This window comes from Stenotrophomonas sp. NLF4-10 (assembly GCF_022359915.1).
Classification (GTDB): Bacteria; Pseudomonadota; Gammaproteobacteria; order Xanthomonadales; family Xanthomonadaceae; genus Stenotrophomonas; species Stenotrophomonas daejeonensis.
In genome coordinates, this window is sequence record NZ_JAKSEE010000003.1 from 434,704 (window position 1) to 457,021 (window position 22,318).

A 22,318-nucleotide genomic window follows, 5' to 3' on the forward strand; every position below is an offset into this window, starting at 1 on the left:
GCCCCTCATCCGCCCTTCGGGGCACCTGCATTCGGCACATCCTGTGCCTCACCCTTCGGGCGGCTGCGCCGTGCAGCCCGGCAATCCTGCCGGGCTGTCTCCCGATGGGAGAAGGGAAAGGCAAGTTACACCGCGTCCGACAACGAAGTGAAGGTGAAATCCCGCAACCGCATCGGCGGGATCATCATCACGTAGCTGGATTCGTCGCCGGCCACGCGCACCGGCTTGCCGAGCTCGTCGATGTTGTTGAGCATGATCACCGGTGATTCGTTGAAGCGGAAGTTCTTCACCGGGTGCTTGATCTGGCCGTTCTCGATGTAGAAGGTGCCGTCGCGGGTCAGGCCGGTCAGCAGCACGGTCTGCGGGTCGACCATGCGGATGTACCAGGTGCGGGTGAGCAGGATGCCCTTCTGCGTGCCGCGCACCAACTCGGCGATGGACTTGCTGCCGCCGCTCATCAGCAGGTTGCCCGGCCGCGCGTTGGCGGTCTTGCCCTGCTTCTGCGCCCAGTAGCGCGAGTAGTTCAGGTTCACCACCTTGCCGTTCTCGATGATGGCCATACGCTCGCGCGGCTGGCCTTCGCCGTCCCACGGCAGCACCGGCGCTTCGGCGTGCCACGGGTCGGCGTACAGGTTGACCTGCGGGTCATAGACCTGCTCGCCGAGCTTGTTGCCGCCGCCCTTCTTCGACAAAAAGCTGCGGCCTTCATCGGCGCTGCGCGCGTCGAAGAAGTTCATCATGAAGCTGATCAGGCCGGCGGCCGCGGCCGGCTCCAGGATCACCGTGTACTTGCCCGGCTCCAGCGCCTTGGCCTCGGCCGATTCGATGGCCTTGCGCTTGGCGATCTCGATTTCCTGCCCGGCCTTGAAGTCGGCCGCGTCCTTCAGGTTGCGGCCCACCCAGCCCGAGCCGCGCCCGTCTTCGGTGCGCACGGTGCAGGTGTAGTCGAACGAGGTGGTGCGCTGGTAGGCGAAGTTGCCGTTGCTGTTGGCGATGGCGACGAAGCCGCGGCTGTCCTCGAGGAAGCCGGCGGCGACCAACCCGTTGCCGCGGCACGGGGTGATGGAATCGGCGGCGACCTGCGCGCGGAAATCCGGGTCGATGGCGGCGGTGGATTCGCTGAAGGTCGGGCTGGGCTTGTACGCCTGCTTGCCGATGATGGGCATGAACTCCGGGTTTTCCGGTGCCAGCCTGGCCAGGTCCTCGGCGCGGCGCACCACGCGCTCCAGCGAGGCGTCGTCGAACTCGTTGATCGAGGCGGTGCCCACGCGTTTGCCGAAGGCGACCTGCACGGCCAGTTCGGTGTTGTCGACCATGCCGCTGGTGGAGACGTTGTTCAGCGCGAAGCGGATGTTGCCGTCGATGGAGCCGGCCAGCGTGGCGCTGCACTCGTCGGCGGTGGACAGTGCGATGACCTTGTCCAGGATGGCCTTGGCTTCCTGTTCGGTGAAGATGCTCATTGCTCGGAACTCCTTGGACGGTCAGCCGAGGCTGCGCGCGGTATTGATGACGTTGATGCCGTCGAAACGGGCGGTGGACGAGCCGTGCGACACCGCCGAGACCTGGCCCGGCTGGCCCTTGCCGTCGAAGAACGAACCGCCCATGCGGTAATCGCGTTCGTCGGCCACGGCGCTGCACGCGTTCCAGAATTCCGGCGTGCGGATCTGGTAGGCCACGTCCTCGAGCATGCGGGTGATCTGGCCGTCCTTGATCTCGTAGAACAGCTGGCCGCCGAACTGCGCGTTGTAGCGCTGCTGGTCGATCGAGAACGAGCCGTCGCCGATGATGTAGATGCCGTTCTCCACGTCCTTGACCAGCTCGGCCACGCTCAACGGCGCCTTGCCCGGCGCCATCGACACGTTGGCCATGCGCTGGAACTGCACGCTGGACCACGAGTCGGCGTAGCAGCAACCGTCCGATTCGGCCTTGCCGAGGATATGGGCCTGGTCGCGGATGGCCTGGTAATCGACCAGCTTGCCGTCGGCGATCAACGGCCACTGCTTGGTCTTCACGCCCTCGTCGTCGTAACCGACCGCACCCAGCGAACCGGGCTGCAGCTTGTCGGCGAAGATGTTGACCTTGTCGCTGCCGTACTGGAAATGCTGCTCGCGCTTGTCCAGCGTGGCGAAGCTGGTGCCGGCGTAGTTGGCCTCGTAGCCGAGCACGCGGTCCAGCTCCAGCGGATGGCCGACCGATTCGTGGATGGTCAGCCAGGTGTGCGAGGGGTCCAGCACCAGGTCGTACTTGCCCGGCTTGACCGAGGCGGCGGTGAGCTTCTCCTGCGCATGTTTCGCGGCGGCGACGGCATCCTCGCGCATGTCGTAGGACATGCCGTAGACGGTCACGCCGTTGGGCAGCACGGTCTTGCCGGAAGCGTCGCCATCCAGGTACTCGAAGCCCATGCCCATCGGCGCCGACAACCCGCCGCGGGTGCGGAACTTGCCGCTGGCCTTGTCGATGGCGGTCACCGTCATCGGCGCCCAGATGCGGTGCACATCCTGGTCGATGTAGGAGCCGTCGGTGGAGGCGAAATACTTCTGCTCGTTGACCAGGAACAGCATCGAGTTGACGAAGCTGGCGCCGGCGGCCAACGCGGCGGCGTTCACGCCCAGCAGCAGGTCGGCCTTGTCCTTGATCGGCACCTCCATCGCGTTCTTCCTGATCGGCGTGCGCCAGCTCACCTCGCCGTAGCCCGGTGCCTTGGCCAGCTGCACCGGCGCGGTCTGGATCTTCGCGTTGGCCTTGGCGATGGCGGCGGCCTGCTGCGCGGCCTTGACCACGCCGGCCGGGCTGAGGTCGTTGGTGGCGGCGAAGCCCCAGGCGCCATTGACGATGACGCGGATGCCGGTACCGGTGGATTCGGTATTGACCACGTTCTGCACCCGGTCTTCGCGGGTGATGACGAACTGGCGCAGGTAGCGGCCGATGCGCACGTCGCAGTAGCTGGCACCGGCCGCGCGGGCCGCGTTCATCGCATCGTCGGCCAGGCGCTTCTTCAACGCCGGGTCGATCACGGTCAGCAGTTGCTCGGCGGCGATGGCCTTGCCGAAGAACGACGGCACCAGCAGGCCGCCGGCGGTGAGCCCGGTCAGGGCAAGGAAGTCACGTCTTTGCAAGGCTGCTCTCCGGTTGCGGGTACGGCAACGAACGACGATGTCTTCGCGATGCTTTGCGAACCATTCGATTTTTGCGGCGGCGCGTTTGCAGCGGTAGTGACTTTAGGCATGGGCGGGTGGCTTTTCAGGCTCCTCACGTAGATGCGGGGCTTGCCCGCATAGGGTTTTCCCGGCAAAGCCGCGTGCCGGGCAAGCCCGGCACCTACGCACGGACCGCCGCTTCCAGCACGCCCTGCAACCAATCCACGAACACCCGCAGTCGTTGCGAGGGATGCCGCCGGTGCGGGAACAGCAGGTTCATCGGCAGCGGGTCGGCGCGGTGGGCTGGCATCGCCTCCAGCAAGTTGCCATCGGCCAGTTCGCGGCGCACGTCGTAGGCCGGGATCTGGATCAGTCCCAGTCCGGCCAGGCAGCAGGCGATATAGGCTTCGGCATTGTTGACGGTGACGCGCCCGCGCAGAGTCTGGCCGCGCAGCACGCCGTTCTCGCGCCATTCCCATGCTTCCACCCGGCCGCTGCCGGGCGAGGCGTACAGCACGCCCCAATGCGCGGCCAACTGCGACGGGTGCGTTGGCAGGCCGTGGCGTTGCAGGTAAGCCGGGCTGGCCACGTTGAGCAGCGGCAGCTGGCCGACGCCGCGCGCCACCAGCCGCGAATCCTGCAACGGGCCCACCCGCAGCGCGCAGTCCACGCCGTCCTCGACCAGGTCGATGCTGCGGTCGGTCATGCCCAGTTCGACGTCGATCTGCGGATGGGCGTCGAGGAAGGCTGGCAGCGCCGGGGCCACGATCAAGCGGCCGATGCGGCCGGGCACGTCCACCTTCAAGCGGCCGCTCAGGGCGCGGGGTGATTGCCGGAACAACTGCTCGGCCTCGTCCATGTCGGCGATCAACTGCTGGCAGCGGGCGTGGAACAGCAAGCCGTCCTGGGTCGGGCTGACCTGCCGGGTGGTGCGGTGGAGCAGGCGCGTGCCCAGCCGCTGCTCCAGCGTGCGCACCGCCTCGGAGACGGTGGAGCGGGGCAGGTTCAGTTGATCGGCGGCGCGGGTGAAGCCGCCGCAGTCCACCACGCGGACGAAGACGCGGCACAGCTCGATGCGGTCCATCAGGATTGTCCGGTAATTCCGACAAGTGAAGTCAAAATCGCCGGCTTTATCCGAAAATTCAAGTCGATAGCCTTTGTGGACCTTCCACGACCACAGGAGTTCGCCATGACCGACCACCGCATCCACGGCAAGACCGTCCTCATCGCCGGCGGGGCCAAGAACCTTGGCGGCCTGCTCGCCCGTGACCTTGCCGCGCAGGGCGCCGCCGGCATCGCCATCCACTACAACAGCGACGCCACCCACACCGAGGCCGAAGCCACCGCCGTCGCGGTGCGCGCCGCTGGCGCGAACGCCCATCTGTTCCAGGCCGACCTGACCTCGGCGGCGGCGGTGGAGCGGTTGTTCGCCGATGCCAAACAGGCGCTGGGCCACATCGACATCGCCGTCAACACCGTCGGCAAGGTGCTGAAGAAGCCGATGACGCAGATCAGCGAAGCCGAGTTCGACGAAATGGATGCGGTGAACAACAAGGCCGCGTTCTTCTTCCTCAAGGAGGCCGGGCGCAACCTGGCCGACAACGGCAGGGTCTGCACGCTGGTGACTTCGCTGCTGGGTGCGTTCACCCCGTTCTATTCCAGCTATGCCGGCACCAAGGCGGCGGTGGAGCACTACACGCGCGCGGCGGCCAAGGAGTTCGGCGAGCGTGGCATCTCGGTCACCGCGATCGGCCCGGGGCCGATGGACACGCCGTTCTTCTACCCGGCCGAAGGTGCCGACGCGGTGGCGTACCACAAGACCGCTGCGGCGCTGTCGCCATTTTCGCGCACCGGCCTGACCGACATCGCGGACATCGTGCCGTGGGTGCGCTTCCTGGTGTCCGAAGGCTGGTGGATGACCGGGCAGACGATCCTGGTCAATGGCGGCTACACCACGCGCTGAGGTTCCTGTTCTTTCCCTTCTTCCTTCGGGAGACAACCCGGCAGGAGTGCCGGGTTGCACGGCGAAGCCGCCCGAAGGGTGAGGCGCAAGGATGCGCCGAATGCAGGTGCCCCGAAGGGGCGGATGAGGGTTCGGGCGAAGCATCGTGTAGTTAAACATCGCGAGGGCTTCGCCCCGTACCCTCACCCCAACCCCTCTCCCACAGGGAGAGGGGCTTCACGCATCAGCCGAGGCTGCGGGCGGTGTTGATGATGTTCACCCCGTCGAACCGCGTCGTCGCCGACCCGTGCGATACCGCCGATACCTGCCCCGGCTGGCCCTTGCCGTCGAAGAACGAGCCGCCGAGGCGGAAATCGCGTTCGTCGCAGATCGCACTGCACGCATTCCAGAATTCCGGCGTGCGGATCTGGTAGGCGGCATCCTCGACCATGCCGGTGATTTCGCCATTTTTGATCTGGTAGCAAAGCTGCCCGCCGAACTGCGCGTTGTAGCGTTGCTGGTCGATGGAATACGAACCGCGGCCGTGGATGTAGATGCCGTTCTCCACGTCCTTGACCATCTGTGCCGGCGTCAACGGTTGCCTGCCCGGCGCCAGCGACACGTTGGCCATGCGCTGGAACTGCACGTTGCTCCACGAATCGGCATAGCTGCAGCCGTGCGAGGCGTTCTCGCCGAGGATGTGCACCTCGTCGCGGGTGGCCTGGTAGTTGACCAGGATGCCGTCCTTCACCAGATCCCAGCGCCGGCACTTCACGCCCTCGTCGTCGTAGCCCACCGCGCCGAGGCTGTACGGTTCGGTCTTGTCGGCGGTGAAGTTGACGATGCCGCTGCCCCAGCGGAAACCGGCGTCGCGCTTGTCCAGCGTGGCGAAGCTGGTGCCGGCGTAGTTGGCCTCGTAGCCGAGCACGCGGTCCAGTTCCAGCGGGTGGCCGACGCTTTCGTGGATGGTCAGGAACAGGTTGGACGGATCGAGCACCAGGTCGTACTTGCCCGGCTTCACCGATGGCGCGGCCAGTTTTTCGCGTGCCTGCCTGGCGGCGGCGATGGCATCTTCCACCGGGTCGTAGGAGTGGCCGTAGCCGACCACGCCGCCGGGCAGGTGATGCTTGCCGGCGGCGTCGCCATCGAGGAATTCCCAGCCCATGCCGGCGGGCGCGGACAGCCCGTTGCGGGTGCGGAACCTGCCGCTGGCGGTGTCGATGGCGGTGGCGGTGAACGGCAGCCAGATGCGGTGCACGTCCTGGTCGATCCACGAGCCGTCGCTGGAGGCGAAGTACTTCTGCTCGTTGACCAGGAACAGCTGCGAGTTGATGAAGCTGGCACCGGCGCCGAGTGCGGCGGCGTTGATCGACAGCAGCAGTTCCACCTTGTCCTTGACCGGTACCGCCATCGCGTTGCGGCGGATCGGCGTGCGCCACTGCACTTCACCAACACCGGGGGTGGGGGCCAGTTGCACGGGCCGGGTCTGGACCTTCGCGTTCGCACGGGCGATGGCCAGTGCCTGCGCCACTGCCGCCGCAACGCCTTGTTCGCCGGGCTGGTTGCTGGCGGCGAAGCCCCATGCGCCATCGACGATGACGCGGATGCCGACGCCGGCCGACTCGCTGTTGGTGACGTTCTGGACCTTGTCTTCGCGGGTGATGATGGCCTGGTTGAGGTAGCGGCCGATGCGCACGTCGCAGTAGCTGGCACCGCCGCGCCTGGCCAGCGCCAGCACGGTATCGGCCAGCGCCTTTTTCTTCGCCACGTCGGCCGGGGTCAGCAATTCTTCGGCGGCAATCAGGCGGGCATTGGGCAGCATCATCCCGGCCAGGCCGAGGCCGGAGAGTGCGAGGAACTGGCGGCGTTGCATGCGGGGCTCCATGAACAGGGCGATGCCGGCATCGCACGGAAGCTTCCGAATCTCGGTCGCCGCGCGGCATTGGTACAAGTGACCATCGTCATGCGTGGCATGAATCGATGCTGGCGCACAATCGGCCGATCCCGAAAAAGCCGCCGCGATGACCGGAAAACCCTACGCCGAATCCTGCGACCGCAACCGCGAGCCGATCCTGGCGGTGCTGCAACGGCACCTCGGCACTGCCCGCAACGTGCTGGAGATCGGCAGTGGCACCGGCCAGCATGCGGTGCATTTCGCCGCGGCGATGCCGTGGCTGCGCTGGCAGGCCAGCGATCACCGCGACAACCTGCCCGGCATCGGCCGCTGGCTGGACGAAGCCGCGCTGCCGAACACGCCGCCGCCGCTGGAGCTGCAGGCCGTACCCGCCACGGTGCCGGGCCTGCAGCCGTTGCCGGCCTTGCCGCAGGCCGATGGCGTGGCCGGCTTCGATGCGGTGTTCACCGCCAATACCCTGCACATCATGGGCTGGGACAGCGTGCAGGCGCTGTTCGCCGGGCTGTCGTCGCTGATGGCGCCGGGCGCCCTGTTCATTGCCTATGGGCCGTTCAACTACGGCGGCGATTTCAGCAGCGACAGCAACCGCGCGTTCGATGGCTGGTTGAAGGCGCGCGACCCGCATTCGGGCATCCGCGATTTCGAGGCGGTGGATACGCTGGCCCGCATGCAGGGGCTGGCGCTGCGCGAGGACGTAGCGATGCCGGCCAACAACCGCACGCTGGTGTGGCAGCGCATGCATTCCTGATACCGGAACAGTTGGGCAAGGATGGCCAGCACTCTCCGAGCTCAAGGTGAAGCTGAACCACGCTTGGCGGGATTTTCGCCGCGGCACCGAAGTTCAGGTGTCGGCAGGCATTGCCGCCAATCGTTCGGCCGACGTTTGCAGGCCATTGAAAATGGGCGTTGCCACCGCATCGGGGAAGCCGGGCGGCAAGCGTGCGCGTACCGTGGCAATGGCCGGTTCCACCTGTTCCAGCAGTTGCGCGATCCACGGTTCGGCGCCTTCGGCGATGCCGCAGGCGCGTGCGGTTTCGTTCCAATGGCGGCGGCGGATCTGCACGAGCTTGCGATGGCGCTTCTTGCCGGCAACCGCCATCGCCAGTGCTGCATCGTGCGGGTCAAGCTGGCCCGGGCCGCGGCCGAGGATCGGATGGACCGAAAGCACGTCGTAGATCGGCGTCAGCCGGAAGCGGCCGGCCGCTTCGATGTGGATGCTGAAGTTCTTGGCGTGTCCGTCGGTGGCCGCCAGCATCCAGAACAGCAACTGGGTCTTGAAGAAGGTGGCGCGGTCTTCCGGCTGCTCCGATTGCCGCAGCAGTTCCATGATCTGCACGATGCCGGGGCCGCCATCGCTTTCGTATTTGCGTGACGAGGGCAGGCCGAAGACCTGGCACATGTCCTCCTGCGGCAGCCGCAGCCACCAGTGGCCGTTGCGGGCCAGCCGGCGATCGAAGCGTTCCACGATCAACGCACGCTGGTCGCCGAATTGGCCGATCGAGGTGTTGGCGACGGGAATATCGAACGCGGCCAGCAGCTGCATGCACAGCCATTCGTTTTCGACCGACGACTGCATGTCGGCGCGCATGTTGCCGACCAGTCCCAGCGGCAGTTTGAAGATGTGGGTGCTGGGCGTGCTGCCGGTGGGAATGCACCACTGCTCGCGGTGCCGCAGCAGGCCGGCTTTTTCCTGCGCGCCGGCGATGGAAATGCGGAACTCGTCCTCGTCGCGCGTGCGCTCCCCCGGCAGTGCGGTCGTGGTGACGTTGCGCAGCAACCCACCGACCTGTGCATCGCTCAGCGGTCGGCAGCGGATTTCGTGGAGATCGTCAGGGGCGCAGCCGGGCGGAAGCAACTGCACCGCGCCAACGCAATCGCGGCCGATGGCCTGCAACAGATCGAAGGCGCCGGTGGAGCGCGTGCCGAACCGGTCACGGATGCGGTTGCGGATGGCGCCGTTGTCGGGCAACAGGTTGTCGAAGTAATCGGCGACCGCTTGGCCGCGGTGGCTTTCGCCGGCCGGCAACAGTGGCAGCGACAGCGACAAGGGGCGCGGCAACGGGGATTCCAGCCATGCGGGGAGGTAGGTCAAGCGCGAACCGGCGCGCGGTTCGTCCTGCCAGATGGCGACTTCCACACCATTCATCCAGACCCGCAGTTCGGGCATGGCTTACCACTCCAGCGCTGGCGGAGAGGCGACGCGCAGGTCCGGTTGCAGGGAGACGGCCAGCCCCAGTTCGGCCCATACCCGCATCAACCGCTCGAAGGTGGCGGACTCCGGCGCGCGCTCCAGGGCGGTGATGGCTTGGCGGGAAATACCGAGGCGCTCGGCCAGTTGGGCCTGACTGAGCCCGGCCTGCTTGCGGAAGGCACGCATCAGTGGACCCAGTTGCCGGGCTGTGCGGATGGTAAATGCGGTGGATGTCATGCGTTCCATATCGGTACCCCGGCAGTGACTTGGCAACGTATGCCTTGCCGGCGGCAGATGCAACCGATGGGTTTCAACTCCAATATGCAACCCATACATTGCATTTGCGAAATGCAATGTATGGGTTGCCATGCCTGACGTTTCAAGCCGCCTGCACGATATGCAGCGCCTTCGGGTTGCGCCACGTTGCCAGCAACGCTGCCTCGCGCACCTTGGCCTCGTGCAGGTGCCGTTCCTTGACGTGGCCGTAGCCGCGGATGTGCTCGGGGATGCTGGCGATCTCCACCGCCAGCGGCAGCCGGTTGGCGTCGAGCGCGGCCAGCAACTCGTGCATGGTCCGCTCGTAGTCGGCGATCAACTGGCGTTCGCCGCATCGTTCCTCGGTGTAGCCGAACACGTCGAAGCGGCCGCCGCGCAGGAACTTCAGCTTCGCCAGCAGGCCGAAGGCCTTGAACATCCACGGGCCGTATTCCTTCTTCTGCAACTGCCCGTGTTCGTCGCGCTTGGCAAACAGCGGCGGTGCGAGGTGGAAGCGCACCTTGTAGTCGCCGTCGAACTTCTGCTGCACCTGCTTGAGGAAGTCGCCGCTGGTGTAGAGGCGGGCCACCTCGTACTCGTCCTTGTAGGCCATCAGCTTGAAGAAGTAGCGCGCCACCGCCTCGGTCAGCGCGGTGCTGCCTGGTGCGACGCGCTGCTCGGCCTTGCGCACGGCATCCACCAGTTGGCGGTAGCGGGTGGCGTAGGCGGCGTCCTGGTAGTCGATCAGGAACGCGCTGCGGCGGGCGATCAGTTCGTCCAGCGAGCGCGACAGGCGCGCGTCGTCCAGCGTGGCGAAGGTGACGTCGCCCGGCCGTGCGTCGTTGGAAGGCAGGCCGCGCACTTCCGGCTCGTTGCCCGGATTGCGCGGTGCCGACGGCGCGCCGGCCTCGCTGCCTTCCCAGTCGCCCGGTGGCAGTTCCTGCAACGCACCGGGCGTGCGCTCGGCCTCGGTGGACGCGTTGCGCACCAGCCCGGCGGCCTGCTGCACGGCCTGCGGGTCGATGGCGGTCAACCGGCCCCACGCGAACGCGCGCTGGTTCATTTCGATGGCCGCGCCGTTGAGCTCGATGGCGCGCATCAGCGCTTCCAGCGACAGCGGCACCAAGCCCTGCTGCCATGCGAAGCCGAGGATGAACAGGTTGGTGGCCAGCGCGTCGCCGAGCAGCGCGGTGGCGAGCTGGGTGGCATCGAGCAGGATCGGATCGCGCCCGCCCAGCGCCACCTTCACCCCGGCGATGATGTCGGCGGCTGGGAACTGCATGTCCGGGCGGGTGGTGAAGGTGCCGGGCATCGCCTCGTAGGTGTTGAGCACCACCTGCGAGCGCTCGCCGCGCACCTTGGACAGCGCCCAGTAGTCGTTGACCACCACCATGTCGCAGCCCAGCACCAGGTCGGCCTCGCCGGCGGCGATGCGCACGGCGTGGATGTCGGCCGGCGTATTGGCGATGCGGATATGCGTGGTGACCGCGCCGCCCTTCTGCGCGAGCCCGGTCTGGTCGAGCACGGTCGCGCCCTTGCCTTCCAGGTGCCCGGCCATGCCGAGCAGCGCGCCGATGGTGACCACGCCGGTGCCGCCGACGCCGGTGATCAGGATGTTCCACGGCTGCGACAGATCGCTGCGGAATACCGGGTTGGGCAGGTTGTCGAGCAGGCTGGCTGCATCGCTCTTCTTGCCCTTGCGCAACTGGCCGCCATGCACGGTGACGAAGCTCGGGCAGAAGCCGGTGGTACAGGTGAAATCCTTGTTGCAGTTGGACTGGTCGATCTCGCGCTTGCGCCCGAACTCGGTTTCCTTCGGCAGCACCGACACGCAGAAGCTCTTTTCGCCGCAATCGCCGCAACCTTCGCAGACCAGCGAGTTGATCATCGTGCGCTTGGGTGGGTCGACCAGCTTGCCGCGCTTGCGGCGGCGGCGCTTTTCGGTGGCGCAGGTTTGTTCGTAGATGAGGATGCTGGTGCCCTTCACCTTGCGCAGCTTCTGCTGCACGGCATCCAGTTCGGCGCGGTCGTGGAACTCGACCTCGCCCGGAAATTCGTGGCGGCGCCGCTTCCACTTGGTCACGTCGTCGGACAGCAGCACGATGGTGTGCACGCCCTCCGAGCGCATCTGGTGTGCGATCTGCGGCACTGTCAGCGTGCCATCGACGGGTTGGCCGCCGGTCATCGCCACCGCATCGTTGTAGAGGATCTTGTAGGTGATGTTGACGCCGGCGGCGATGGCCTGGCGGATCGCCAGCGAACCGCTGTGGAAATAGGTGCCGTCGCCGAGGTTCTGGAACACGTGCTCGGTGTCGGTGAATGCGGCCTGCCCCGCCCACGTAACGCCTTCGCCGCCCATGTGGGTGAAGGTGTCGGTATCGCGGTCCATCCACGTCACCATGTAATGGCAACCGATGCCGGCCATCGCCCGCGAACCTTCCGGCACCTTGGTCGAGGTGTTGTGCGGGCAGCCGGAGCAGTAGTGCGGCACGCGCGGGAACTGCGCGCGCGGCAGCGCCATTTCCGCTTCCTTCTCGTCCATCCAGCGCAGGCGCTGTTCGATCGACTCGGTATTGATCGAGCTGGATTGAAGCAGGCGCTGGACGCGGCGGCCGATCACGCCGGCGATGGTGGCCGGGGTCAGTTCGCCGGTCGAAGGCAGGATCCACTCGCCCTGCTCGTCGTACTTGCCGACGATGGACGGGCGCGCGCCCCAGTTGGCCGGCCAGTTGTAGAAGTATTCCTTCATCTGCCGCTCGATGAAGGCCTTCTTCTCCTCCACCACGACGATGTCTTCCAGCCCGCGTGCGAATGCGCCGATGCCCTGCGGCTCCAGCGGCCAGGTCATGCCGACTTTGTAGACGCGGATGCCGATCTCGGCGCAGGCCTGCGCATCGAGGCCGAGGTATTCCAGCGCCTGCAACACGTCCAGGTAGCTCTTGCCGGTGGTGACGATGCCCAGCCGCGCGCGCGGCGAATCCATCACCAGCCTGTCGATGCCGTTGGCGCGGGCGAAGGCCTGCGCCGCCTTCACCGCGTAACGGTGCAGGCGCATTTCCTGCTCCATCGGCGGGTCCGGCCAGCGGATGTTGAGGCCGGCGGCCGGCATGTCGAAATCTTCCGGCAGAATGATCTGGCGGGCGAACGGGTTGACGTCCACCGAGGCCGAGGATTCCACCGTCTCGGCAATCGTCTTGAAGCCGATCCAGCGCCCGGTATAGCGGCTCATCGCCCAACCCACCAGGCCCATGTCGAGGATGTCCTGCACGCCGGCCGGGTTCAGCACCGGCATCATCGCGCTGACGAACTCCTCCTCGCTGCCATGCGGCAGTGTCGAGCTGCGGCAGGCATGGTCGTCGGCGGCCAGCGCCAGCACGCCACCGTGCTTCGAGGTGCCGGCGGCGTTGGCGTGCTTGAACACGTCGCCGCAGCGGTCAACGCCCGGGCCCTTGCCGTACCACATGCCGAACACGCCATCGACGTTCGCGCCGGGGAACAGGTTGGCCTGCTGCGTGCCCCACACCATCGTCGCGCCCAGGTCCTCGTTGAGGCCGGGCACGAACTTCACCTTCGCCGCGTCCAAGTGCTTGCGCGCGCGCCACAGCTCCAGGTCGAAACCGCCCAGCGGGCTGCCGCGGTAGCCACTGACGAAACCGGCGGTATTCAGCCCCGCGGCGAGGTCGCGCTGCTGCTGCATCAGCGGCAGCCGCACCAGCGCCTGCACCCCGCTCAGGTAGATGCGGCCGTCGATGCGGGTGTACTTGTGCTCCAGCGTGTAGTCGCGGTCGCGCACCCCGAGCAACGGATCGTTGGCGGAGGCGGGCGAGGTGAGTTCGGCGGTACTGGTCATGGCTGGCCCAAAGCAGGAACGGCTGGCATCCGCAGCCGCACCGGGGCGGCGCGCGGCTGGCGATTGTAACAGTGCGGATTTCGGCGATATTCCGGCAAAGTCGCGGTCCGTGCGCCGAACCGTTAGGATCGCTGGCTTGGCAACAGCTTCAATGATGGGGAAGTGGGGTATGGGTACAACGAAGTCCGTGGCTGCCGGCCTGGCGCTGCTGGCGAGCCTGTTCTTGTCGTCGGCGCAGGCGCAGAACCTGCCGAAGATCGCCGAGTTCTATTTCGACGAGGACATGGCCGCCAAGCCGGTCCAGGCCCTGCCACCGGAGCAGGACGGGCTGGTCGACCAGCTGATGAAACTGCGCGAACGCAGCCGCAAGGGCGCCGATGCCACCGTGCAGCTGGCCGGGATCGCCTATGCGGAAGGCCGCGCCGAACTGGGCACCCAGCTCTACGGCGAGGCACTGTCGTCGGTATCGGCCAACTCCATCCAGGCGCGCAGCATCCACTGGAACCAGGGCTGGGACCTGTACCGCAGCGGTGACGCCCAGGCCGCCCTCGCGCACTGGGGCATCGCCGCCGAGGGCGTGCGCGGCAACGCCGGCTGGGTGCCGCCGACGCTGGCATTGGCGCTGTGGAAACTGGGCCGCCGCGATGAAGCCATCGCCTGGTATGCCGCGGCGGCGCGTACCGAGCCGCAGCAATGGAACGATGCCGCGCGCTTCCCGCAGCTGCTGCCGGAATGGAAGGACGAAGAGCGCGCCACGCTGGCGGAAGTGCAGCAGGCGTGGGCGGCCAACCCACCGGCCTGGCCGTGATCCGCATGGCGTGCCGCGCGTGAGGCGACACGTCGGCATTCGGGGTTCCACGGGAATCCAATCCAGAATGGAAAATCGCCTGTACCGGCTGCCGCCGCAATGAACGCAGGCCGTGGCTCAGGCCACCTTGCCGCGCCGCGCGCGTTCCAGATGCACCAGCAATAGCGAGATGGCCGCGGGGGTCATGCCCGGGATGCGCTGGGCCTGGCCGATGGTCTGCGGGCGCGCGCGCTCGAGCTTCTGCAGTACCTCGGCGGACAGGCCGCGCACGGCGGCGAAGTCGAAGCCTTCGGCGATCGCCGTGTTTTCGTGGCGCTGCTGGCGTTCGATTTCCTCACGCTGGCGGCCGAGGTAGCCAGCATATTTGATGCCGATTTCCACCTGCTCGGCGACTTTCGCATCGTCCACGCCGGGGCCGAGCGAGGGCACCTGCATCAGCTTGGCGTAATCCAGTTCCGGGCGCTTGATCAGGTCGAGCACGTTGGTTTCGCGGCTTACGGCCACGCCGGTGGCTTCCTGTACCTCGCGGCCGAGCGCGTTGGCCGGCGTCGCCCACAGGCTGCGCAGGCGTTCGGTTTCGACGGCCACGGCGGCCTGCTTGCGCGAGAACGCGTCCCAGCGGCGGTCATCGACCAACCCCATCTCACGGCCGATCGGAGTCAGGCGTGCGTCGGCATTGTCCTCGCGCAGCTGCAGCCGGTACTCGGCGCGGCTGGTGAACATGCGGTACGGCTCGTTGGTGCCGTGGGTGATCAGGTCGTCGACCAGCACGCCGATGTAGGCCTCGTCGCGGCGCGGGCACCAGCCGTCCCTGCCCTGCACGAGGCGCGCGGCGTTGAGGCCGGCCAGCAGCCCCTGTGCGCCGGCTTCCTCGTAGCCGGTGGTGCCGTTGATCTGGCCGGCGAAGAACAGGCCGGCGACCTGCCGGGTTTCCAGCGTGGCCTTCAGCCCGCGCGGGTCGAAGAAGTCGTATTCGATGGCATAGCCGGGGCGGGTGATGTGCGCGTGCTCGAAGCCGCGGATGCTGCGCACCAGCTCCAGCTGCACGTCGAACGGCAGGGAGGTGGAGATGCCGTTGGGGTAGATCTCCACCACGTCCAGCCCTTCGGGTTCGACGAAGATCTGGTGGCTGGCCTTCTCGGCGAAGCGCACCACCTTGTCCTCGATCGACGGGCAGTAGCGCGGGCCAATGCCCTCGATCTGCCCGGAATACAGCGGCGAACGGTGCAGCGCGTTGCGGATCACCTCGTGGGTACGTTCGCTGGTATGGGTGATCCAGCAGCTCACCTGGCGCGGGTGCTCGGCCACGTCGCCGATGAAGGACATCACCGGCAGCGGATCGTCGCCGGGCTGTTCCTCCATCATCGAATAGTCCAGCGAGCGGCCGTCGATGCGTGGCGGCGTGCCGGTCTTGAGCCGGTCGATCGCGAACGGGCGCTCGCGCAGGCGCGCGGCCAGCGTGGTCGCCGGCGGGTCGCCCATGCGCCCTGCGGTGTACTGGGTCTGGCCGATGTGGATCTTGCCGGCGAGGAAGGTGCCGGCGGTCAGCACCACGGCCGGGGCGTGGAAGCTCAGCCCGGTCTGGGTGACGACGCCTCGCACCGCATCGCCCTCGATCAGCAGGTCATCGACCGCTGCCTGGAACACGGTGAGGTTCGGCTGCGCCTCGACGATGCGGCGGATCGCCATGCGGTACAGGTTGCGGTCGGCCTGGCAGCGGGTGGCGCGCACCGCCGGGCCCTTGCTGGCGTTGAGCGTGCGCCACTGGATGCCGGCCAGGTCGGCGGCGTGCGCCATCGCCCCGCCCAGCGCGTCGATCTCCTTGACCAGGTGGCCCTTGCCGATGCCGCCGATGGCCGGGTTGCAGCTCATCGCGCCGATGGTCTCGACGTTGTGGGTCAGCAGCAGGGTGCGCGCGCCGGCGCGTGCCGCGGCCAGCGCGGCCTCGGTACCGGCGTGGCCGCCGCCGATGACGATGACGTCGTGGCGATGGAAGGAGTCGTTCATGGGCGTGGGGAATCGAAAGTGTGAAATCCGTCGTCACGGGCATGCGATGCGCGGTGATGACGGCGTGGTGATTTTACCGCCATCGGCAATCGCGCCCTAAAGTTGGCACGTCATGTGCAGCTAACTACCTTGCACCCGTTGTGGCAATGCGCTGCGAGCGCATGCGGCTGGAATTGGAACAGGGGCCGGCCGACGCGCACAACGGGGAAGCATGGGCCGACGGTCGCAGGACTCGTCGGCCTTTTCTTTGCGGAAACCGCGGGGAGCCATTGCCACCGGCGGTGTTGCCCGCACTGCGGAAAGAACGAAGCCCCGGCTTGGCCGGGGCTTCGTTCTTCGTAGGCGCCGATGTCCGGCAGGGCCGGAACAGGGGGGATCCAGATTTCCCGACGGACATCGACATGGAAAGTTTCAGGTGATGCCGATCCGCGTCAGTTGATGACGTGATCGGTCACCGGGTCCTGCAGAGGATGCCTGTATTTTCCGCAAATGCAAGTGTTTCAAGGCTCCACTTGGCGCACGTTGCGGCTGCTGCGGGTTTGTGACGGCCGTCGCTCGGGTGCCGCGCGCTGCGGCACCACCGGGCGCGCCGGGGCCACCGCCTGCGGCACCGGCCGCCGTACCGGCCGCGACTCGGTCTTGCCCGGGCGCGGCTGCGGCCGCTGCAGCCGGTCCAGGTCGCGCCACGGCGCCTTGCCGCTGCCGTTGGCCGGCGGCGGGTGCGGCGGTTGCCCGTTGCCGGGGCGCGGTGGGACATGGCCGTTGCCCTGCGACGGCGGACGATGCCCGTTGTGGGGCGGGCGATGCGGCGGACGGTAGACCGGGTACGGGTACCCGTAGCTGCCATAACCACCGTAATAGCCGCCATAGCCATAGGCTCCGTAACCATAGGCGCCATACGGATAGCCGTAGGGATAGGTGCGCTGCACCTGCGGGGAACCGTGGTAATAACCGCCGGAGCCGCCGCCGACGTAATCGTAGGTGGCGCAGCCGGACAGGCCCAGCAGCAGGCCGGCCGAAAGGATCAGGCGTGTTTTCATGGAGATCCCCCCAATCAAGGTATGTGGGCAGCTTCCGGCCCGTGCGTTGAATCGGCCCTTAACTTTCCCGCGGTCGCGGTGCGATGGTCCGACATGGCGGGCCTACGTTAACCTTTCCCCATGCCTGAACTCACCTTGCCAGGCACGGCCGACGTACTGGCCGCTGCCGCCCGCATCGCGCCCCACGCCACGGTCACCCCGGTGCTGCGTTCGCGCGAACTGGACGCGCTGGCCGGCGCCCGCCTGCATTTCAAGGCCGAACACCTGCAGCGTGGCGGCGCCTTCAAGTTCCGCGGCGCCTGCAACGCGGTGTGGCTGCTGGACGAGGCGCACGCCGCGCGCGGCGTGGTCACCCATTCCTCCGGCAACCACGGCGCGGCGCTGGCGCTGGCGGCGCGTTCGCGCGGCATTCCCTGCCACGTGGTGGTGCCCGAGGGCGCGGTGGCGGCCAAGCTGGCCAACATCGCCCGCCACGGCGCCACGCTGTGGCGCTGCGCGCCGAACCAGGCCGCGCGCGAGGCCGAGTGCGCGCGGGTGCAGGCGGAAACCGGGGCGACGCTGGTCCACCCCTATGCCGATGCCGCGGTGATCGCCGGGCAGGGCACGGCGACACTGGAACTGCTGCGACAGGCCGGCGCGCCGCTGGACGTGGTGGTGGCGCCGGTCGGCGGCGGCGGGCTGGCGGCGGGCACGCTGCTGGCGTTGCGGCAGGCACGGCCGGGGTGCGAACTGGTGCTGGCCGAACCAGCCGGTGCGGCCGACGCCGCGCGCTCGCTGGCCGCGCACGCGCGGCAGGTGGAGTTCGTGCCGGATACGGTGTGCGACGGCCTGCGCGCGGCGCTGGGCGCGCCCAACTTCGCGCTGCTCGATGGCGCCGCCACGGTCGTCACCGTGGACGATGCCGCCACCGTGGCGGCGATGCGGCTGCTGTGGCAGGTGCTCAAGCAGGTGGTGGAACCATCGTCGGCGACGGTGCTGGCGGCCATCCTCGCACAGCCGCAGCGCTTCGCCGGGCGCAACGTGGGCGTGGTCCTGTCCGGCGGCAACGTCGATTTGGACGTGCTGCCGTGGGCCGGCGCATGAGCCGCAGGCGTTCGCGCGGCGTATTCGGCTGGCTGTGGCGGCTGCTCGTGCTGCTGCTGCTGTGGCTGCTGGGCGTGGCGGCATGGATCATCTGGGTGGGCGACCGCGACCAGGCCGCGCCGGCCGACGCGATTATCGTGCTCGGCGCCGCCGCCTACGACGCCAAGCCGTCGCCGGTGTTCGAGGAGCGCATCCGCCACGGCCTGGACCTGTACCGGCAGGGTTATGCGCCCAAGCTGATCTTCACCGGCGGCTTCGGCGGCGCCGGCGCGCGCTTCTCCGAATCGCAGGTGGCACGCCGTTATGCGCTGAAGCAGGACGTCCCCGCGCGGGACATCCTGATCGAAAGCCGCTCGCGCACCACCCGCCAGAACCTGATCGAGGCCAAGCGGCTGATGGAGGCGCACGGCATGCACCGGGTAATCCTGGTCAGCGATCCGCTGCACATGGCGCGCGCGCTGCGCCTGTCCGACGAGCTGGGCATCGACGCGCTGGCCAGCTCCACGCCGAGCACGCGCTTCCGCAGCTTCCACACCAGCTGGCGCTTCCTCGCGCAGGAAATCTACTTCTTCCACCGCGACCTGTTCGTCCGCGGTAGCTGAGCCGCGCCACCTCTGGAAAACCGCATGAACCACGACGCTTCCTCCGCCCGACAACGGGCCGCCGCCCTCGTCGACGACTACTACACCGCCTTCAACCGTGGCGATTGGGACGGGATGCTGCGCTGTCTTTCCCACGACGTCGCGCACGACCTGAACCAAGGCACGCGCGAAACCGGCCGCGAGGCGTTCGCCGCGTTCCTGCGGCGCATGCAGGCCAGCTACCGCGAGCAATTGCACGACGTGGTGGTGATGGCCAGCGACGACGGCACGCGGGTGGCCGCCGAATACGTGGTGCATGGCCAGTACCACCACACCGACGAGGGGCTGCCGCCGGCCAATGGCCAGCGCTACGTGCTGCCCGGCGGCGCGTTCTTCGAGGTCCGCGACGGCGCGATCGCGCGGGTCAGCAACTACTACAACCTGCAGGACTGGATCGCGCAGGTCGGCGGCTGAGCTGCCCGTAGGCGCGCACCTTGGTGCGCGAGGGGGCATTGCTGGGAAAGCCTCTCGCGCACCAAGGTGCGCGCCTACGAGGGGTTCTTGCGGCGGATCGGGATCGCCGACACCGGCACCGCGGCGACGTCGTGGCCGTGCTCGCGGATCGGGGCGCCCGGTTCCGGCGCCCAGGCGTGGGCGTAGATGACTTCCCAGCTGCTCGGCAACTTGCCGTCGGGCCGGCGCATGGCGTCGTAGGCGCGGCTCGCGGCGGCGAGGCGGCCGCGGCCGGTGAGGGTGCGGCGGCGCTCGTTCATCGCGTTGGTGGCGCCCAGCGCCTTCAGCTCGCGCATCAGCGCCGGCAGGTCGTCGTAGGTGAGGGTGAACAGGTCGCGGTCCAGCACCGGGTCGCGGAAGCCGGCCATCATCAGCGCGTCGCCGAACTGGGCGATGGCCGCGAAGTGGCTGACGTGCGCGCGGTCGTCGGCCTGCGCGAAGGCTTCGCGCAGCTCCATCAGCGTGTCCGGGCCGAAGGTGGAGCACAGCAGCAGGCCGCCGGGCTTGAGCACGCGGCGGAACCCGGCGAACACCGCCGGCAGGTCTTCCACCCATTGCAGGCACAGGTTGCTGTGGATCAGGTCGACGCTGTTGTCGGCCAGCGGCAGCGCGCGCGCGTCGGCGCACAGGCGTGAGAACGGCCGCCACCAGCCGGCCTGCTTCTTGGCTTCGGCCAGCATCGGCAGGGCGAGGTCGAGCGCGATCACCTGCGCCTTCGGCCAGCGTTTCTTCATCGTCGCGCTGGCATGCGCCGGGCCGCTGCCGACGTCGAGCACCACCTGCGGCTGCTTGTCGTCCAGGTAGTCCAGCGATTCCAGCAGGCGCCTGGCCACTTCCTGCTGCAGCGCGGCGGCGGCGTGGTAGCTGGCGGCGGAGCGCGAGAACGCGCGGCGGACGTGCTTGCGGTCGAACAGGGAGGGCATGGCGGTCTGGCGGCGTGGAGCGGGATTCAGGAGCAGCGGTCGACGAAGGCGTGCAGCAGTTCGGCCACGTGGTCGGCATGGCCGAGGAAGGGCGCATGGCCACCGCCGTCGATGGTGTGCGCGACGTGCAGGTCGGCCGGTGCCAGTGCGGCGGCGGTGTGCATGGCCCTGGCCGGCACCAGCCGGTCGCGCTGGCCGCCGATCCACAGGCCCGGCTTGCGCAGGGTGGGCAGTGCGCCGCGCAGGTCGCCGCGCTCCAGCAGGGACAGGCCTTCGTGCAGGGCGCGCGGGGCCGGCTCGCCACGCTCGACCAGGGCGTCGCGCAGCGCCCGCAGTTCGCTGCGCGCGTGCTGCGAGCCCATCACGTCGAGCGCGAGGAAGCGTTCCAGCGTGCCACGGTAGTCCTGTTCCAGGTCGTGGCCGAACTGCTCGAACACGCTGCGCTCGACCGCGTCGGGCCAGCTGTCGTCGCGGACGAAGCGCGGCGTGGCGGCCAGCATCGCCAGTCCGCGCACCTGCGGCAGCGTCGCCGCCGCGTGCAGTGCCACCAGCCCGCCCAGCGACCAGCCGCACCACACCGCCGGCGGCGTGGCCGCGGCGATGGCGTTGACCAGGTACGGCAGGCGCAGCGGGGTGGCGTCGTCGCGGCTGAAACCGTGGCCGGGCAGGTCGACGACGTGCAGTTGGAACCGCGGCGACAGTCGTTCGACCAGCGGCGCGAAGATGCCGCCGTGCAGCGCCCAGCCGTGGATCAGGACCAGTGCCGGGCCACGGCCGGTGACGTGGATGTGCATGGCGTTCCGCTCAGGCGTTGGCGGTGTTGAGCGATTGCTCGTAGGCCAGCAGGTCGCGCGCACGGGCGATGGCGTCGACCAGCGCCCGGACCTGCTCGGCGCCGTGCAGCGCCGACAGGGTGATGCGCAGCCGCGACTTGCCTTCGGGGACGGTGGGCGGGCGGATCGCGCCGACCAGGTAGCCGGATTGCTCCAGCGCGGTGGCCAGCGCCACCGCCGTCGCGTCGTCGCTACACAGCAGCGGCTGGATCGGGGTGGACGAGGGCATCAGTTCCAGCCCGTGGTGGCGCGCGCGCTCGCGGAAGACGGCGACCAGCTCGGTGAGCTTGTCGCGGCGCCAGTGGTCGCGGCGCGCCAGCTTCACCGCCGCCAGCGAGGCCGCGGCCTGTGCCGGCGGCAGCGCGGTGGTGTAGATGTAGGGGCGCGCGGTCTCGGCCAGGTGCCGGATCAGGTTTTCCTCGCCCAGCACCACCGCGCCGTGGCTGCCCAGCGCCTTGCCCAGCGTGGCCAGCTGCAGCGGTACTTCGTTCACGCCCAGCCCGGCGTCGGCGACGCTGCCGCGGCCGTGTTCGCCGACCACGCCGACGCCGTGGGCGTCGTCGACGTAGAACAGCGCCTGCTGCATGCGCGCCACCAGCGACAGCGAGCGCAGCGGGGCGATGTCGCCGTCCATGCTGAACACGCCGTCGGTGGCGAGCATGGCCGCGCCGTCGGCGGCGTTCTTCAGCTGGCGCATCGCGCCCTCGCTGTCCAGGTGCGGGTAGCGGCGCAGGCGGCAGCCGGCCAGCCGGGTGGCGTCGAGCAGGCTGGCGTGGTTGAGCCGGTCCTGCACGCAGACGTCGTTGTCCTCGGACAGCAGCGCCTGCTGCACGGCGAGGTTGGCCATGAAGCCGCTGTCGAACAGCAGCGCGCGCGGGTAGCCGAGCCAGTCGGCCATTTCCCGCTCCAGTTGTTCGTGCAGCGCATGGTGGCCGCAGACCAGGTGCGAGGCGGTGCCGCCGGCGCCTTCGCGCGAGGCGGCGTCCTGCAGCGCGGCGGTCACCTCGAACTGCTGCGACAGGCCCAGGTAGTCGTTGCTGCAGAACCCGGCCAGCCATTTGCCGTCGACTTCCACGCGCACGCCGTCGCGGCGGCCCACGGTGCGGCGCACGCGCACGCGTCCCTGCGCCTCGCGCAGGCGGCGCTGGTTCTGGATGCGGTCGTGGAGGTCGGGACGGGCCATGACGTCGGTGGCGGGGTGGACGGCCCGTTAGGTTAACCGGTTGCAGGCGGAACCGCT

At 68.3% G+C, this 22,318-nt stretch carries 18 protein-coding genes; 6 read left to right on the forward strand and 12 right to left on the reverse strand.

The genetic code is table 11. The annotated features are described in order from the left end of the window. Positions 1-125 precede the first annotated feature (125 nt). The 3 genes from MIC98_RS01995 to MIC98_RS02005 form a co-directional block, all read right to left on the reverse strand. On the reverse strand, positions 126-1,460 hold the full coding sequence (locus MIC98_RS01995; RefSeq protein ID WP_239735133.1) for a TldD/PmbA family protein: 1,335 nt from the start codon (positions 1,458-1,460) through the stop codon (positions 126-128). Positions 1,461-1,481: 21 nt separating this feature from the next. Beyond that, positions 1,482-3,116 carry a TldD/PmbA family protein gene (locus tag MIC98_RS02000; protein WP_239735134.1) on the reverse strand — a complete coding sequence of 545 codons (1,635 nt, stop codon included), beginning with the start codon at positions 3,114-3,116 and terminating at the stop codon, positions 1,482-1,484. 202 nt (positions 3,117-3,318) lie between these two features. After that, positions 3,319-4,221, reverse strand: a complete 903-nt coding sequence (locus tag MIC98_RS02005) for a LysR family transcriptional regulator (protein WP_239735135.1) — start codon at positions 4,219-4,221, stop codon at positions 3,319-3,321. A 105-nt stretch (positions 4,222-4,326) separates the two neighbouring features. On the opposite strand from MIC98_RS02005, the gene MIC98_RS02010 reads away from it, so the two are divergent. Then, complete coding sequence (locus MIC98_RS02010) at positions 4,327-5,100, forward strand: SDR family oxidoreductase (protein ID WP_239735136.1); 774 nt, start codon at positions 4,327-4,329, stop codon at positions 5,098-5,100. A 223-nt stretch (positions 5,101-5,323) separates the two neighbouring features. On the opposite strand, the gene MIC98_RS02015 is transcribed toward MIC98_RS02010, so the two are convergent. After that, a complete protein-coding gene (locus MIC98_RS02015) occupies positions 5,324-6,952 on the reverse strand; it encodes a TldD/PmbA family protein (protein ID WP_239735137.1) in 1,629 nt (542 codons plus the stop codon). Between the two features lie 148 nt (positions 6,953-7,100). Between MIC98_RS02015 and MIC98_RS02020 the strand changes: the two genes are divergently transcribed. Next, positions 7,101-7,742 (forward strand): DUF938 domain-containing protein, encoded by a 642-nt coding sequence (locus MIC98_RS02020; RefSeq protein WP_239735138.1) that lies wholly within the window; start codon positions 7,101-7,103, stop codon positions 7,740-7,742. A gap of 93 nt (positions 7,743-7,835) precedes the next feature. Here the strand turns inward: MIC98_RS02020 and MIC98_RS02025 are convergent, their stop codons facing one another. From MIC98_RS02025 to MIC98_RS02035, 3 genes are all read right to left on the reverse strand, one after another. Continuing rightward, entirely contained in the window at positions 7,836-9,161 is a 1,326-nt protein-coding gene (locus tag MIC98_RS02025; protein WP_239735139.1) for a type II toxin-antitoxin system HipA family toxin, read from the reverse strand. Positions 9,162-9,164: 3 nt separating this feature from the next. Then, the gene (locus MIC98_RS02030; protein ID WP_345772169.1) at positions 9,165-9,431 is read right to left on the reverse strand and encodes a helix-turn-helix domain-containing protein; all 267 of its coding nucleotides are present in this window, start codon (positions 9,429-9,431) and stop codon (positions 9,165-9,167) included. Positions 9,432-9,564: 133 nt separating this feature from the next. Then, positions 9,565-13,290, reverse strand: a complete 3,726-nt coding sequence (locus MIC98_RS02035; protein WP_239735141.1) for an indolepyruvate ferredoxin oxidoreductase family protein — start codon at positions 13,288-13,290, stop codon at positions 9,565-9,567. Positions 13,291-13,459: 169 nt separating this feature from the next. On the opposite strand from MIC98_RS02035, the gene MIC98_RS02040 reads away from it, so the two are divergent. Next, positions 13,460-14,098, forward strand: a complete 639-nt coding sequence (locus MIC98_RS02040; protein WP_239735142.1) for a tetratricopeptide repeat protein — start codon at positions 13,460-13,462, stop codon at positions 14,096-14,098. 117 nt (positions 14,099-14,215) lie between these two features. Here the strand turns inward: MIC98_RS02040 and mnmG are convergent, their stop codons facing one another. After that, a complete protein-coding gene (gene mnmG / locus MIC98_RS02045; RefSeq protein ID WP_239735143.1) occupies positions 14,216-16,105 on the reverse strand; it encodes a tRNA uridine-5-carboxymethylaminomethyl(34) synthesis enzyme MnmG in 1,890 nt (629 codons plus the stop codon). A 500-nt stretch (positions 16,106-16,605) separates the two neighbouring features. Next, a complete protein-coding gene (locus MIC98_RS02050; RefSeq protein ID WP_239735144.1) occupies positions 16,606-17,145 on the reverse strand; it encodes a hypothetical protein in 540 nt (179 codons plus the stop codon). A 120-nt stretch (positions 17,146-17,265) separates the two neighbouring features. On the opposite strand from MIC98_RS02050, the gene MIC98_RS02055 reads away from it, so the two are divergent. The 3 genes from MIC98_RS02055 to MIC98_RS02065 are packed head-to-tail and all read left to right on the forward strand — an operon-like array spanning position 17,266 to position 19,283. After that, a complete protein-coding gene (locus MIC98_RS02055) occupies positions 17,266-18,228 on the forward strand; it encodes a pyridoxal-phosphate dependent enzyme (protein WP_239735145.1) in 963 nt (320 codons plus the stop codon). Further along, positions 18,213-18,830, forward strand: coding sequence for a YdcF family protein (locus tag MIC98_RS02060; protein WP_239735146.1), 618 nt, complete (start codon positions 18,213-18,215; stop codon positions 18,828-18,830). Before MIC98_RS02055 ends, MIC98_RS02060 begins: the two co-directional genes overlap by 16 nt. Before the next feature lie 24 nt (positions 18,831-18,854). After that, complete coding sequence (locus tag MIC98_RS02065) at positions 18,855-19,283, forward strand: ketosteroid isomerase-related protein (protein WP_239735147.1); 429 nt, start codon at positions 18,855-18,857, stop codon at positions 19,281-19,283. Positions 19,284-19,357: 74 nt separating this feature from the next. Here MIC98_RS02065 and bioC read toward each other — a convergent pair whose 3' ends face one another. Genes bioC through bioF form a run of 3 tightly spaced genes read right to left on the reverse strand, consistent with a single transcriptional unit; the run spans position 19,358 to position 22,261 of the window. Next, positions 19,358-20,245, reverse strand: a complete 888-nt coding sequence (gene bioC / locus MIC98_RS02070) for a malonyl-ACP O-methyltransferase BioC (protein WP_057639533.1) — start codon at positions 20,243-20,245, stop codon at positions 19,358-19,360. A 26-nt stretch (positions 20,246-20,271) separates the two neighbouring features. Further along, the gene (gene bioH / locus MIC98_RS02075) at positions 20,272-21,039 is read right to left on the reverse strand and encodes a pimeloyl-ACP methyl ester esterase BioH (protein ID WP_239735148.1); all 768 of its coding nucleotides are present in this window, start codon (positions 21,037-21,039) and stop codon (positions 20,272-20,274) included. Between the two features lie 10 nt (positions 21,040-21,049). Further along, positions 21,050-22,261, reverse strand: a complete 1,212-nt coding sequence (bioF, locus tag MIC98_RS02080) for an 8-amino-7-oxononanoate synthase (RefSeq protein WP_057639531.1) — start codon at positions 22,259-22,261, stop codon at positions 21,050-21,052. Positions 22,262-22,318 lie beyond the last annotated feature (57 nt).

Excerpts from the sequence above, each read along its gene's own strand:
- MIC98_RS01995 (WP_239735133.1), bottom strand. The coding sequence starts at position 1,460 with ATGAGCATCTTCACCGAACAGGAAGCCAAGGCCATCCTGGACAAGGTC.
- MIC98_RS02005 (WP_239735135.1), bottom strand. The coding sequence starts at position 4,221 with ATGGACCGCATCGAGCTGTGCCGCGTCTTCGTCCGCGTGGTGGACTGC.
- MIC98_RS02010 (WP_239735136.1), top strand. The coding sequence starts at position 4,327 with ATGACCGACCACCGCATCCACGGCAAGACCGTCCTCATCGCCGGCGGG.
- MIC98_RS02015 (WP_239735137.1), bottom strand. The coding sequence starts at position 6,952 with ATGCAACGCCGCCAGTTCCTCGCACTCTCCGGCCTCGGCCTGGCCGGG.
- MIC98_RS02020 (WP_239735138.1), top strand. The coding sequence starts at position 7,101 with ATGACCGGAAAACCCTACGCCGAATCCTGCGACCGCAACCGCGAGCCG.
- MIC98_RS02025 (WP_239735139.1), bottom strand. The coding sequence starts at position 9,161 with ATGCCCGAACTGCGGGTCTGGATGAATGGTGTGGAAGTCGCCATCTGG.
- MIC98_RS02030 (WP_345772169.1), bottom strand. The coding sequence starts at position 9,431 with ATGGAACGCATGACATCCACCGCATTTACCATCCGCACAGCCCGGCAA.
- MIC98_RS02035 (WP_239735141.1), bottom strand. The coding sequence starts at position 13,290 with ATGACCAGTACCGCCGAACTCACCTCGCCCGCCTCCGCCAACGATCCG.
- MIC98_RS02040 (WP_239735142.1), top strand. The coding sequence starts at position 13,460 with ATGGGTACAACGAAGTCCGTGGCTGCCGGCCTGGCGCTGCTGGCGAGC.
- mnmG (WP_239735143.1), bottom strand. The coding sequence starts at position 16,105 with ATGAACGACTCCTTCCATCGCCACGACGTCATCGTCATCGGCGGCGGC.
- MIC98_RS02050 (WP_239735144.1), bottom strand. The coding sequence starts at position 17,145 with ATGAAAACACGCCTGATCCTTTCGGCCGGCCTGCTGCTGGGCCTGTCC.
- MIC98_RS02055 (WP_239735145.1), top strand. The coding sequence starts at position 17,266 with ATGCCTGAACTCACCTTGCCAGGCACGGCCGACGTACTGGCCGCTGCC.
- MIC98_RS02065 (WP_239735147.1), top strand. The coding sequence starts at position 18,855 with ATGAACCACGACGCTTCCTCCGCCCGACAACGGGCCGCCGCCCTCGTC.
- bioC (WP_057639533.1), bottom strand. The coding sequence starts at position 20,245 with ATGCCCTCCCTGTTCGACCGCAAGCACGTCCGCCGCGCGTTCTCGCGC.
- bioH (WP_239735148.1), bottom strand. The coding sequence starts at position 21,039 with ATGCACATCCACGTCACCGGCCGTGGCCCGGCACTGGTCCTGATCCAC.
- bioF (WP_057639531.1), bottom strand. The coding sequence starts at position 22,261 with ATGGCCCGTCCCGACCTCCACGACCGCATCCAGAACCAGCGCCGCCTG.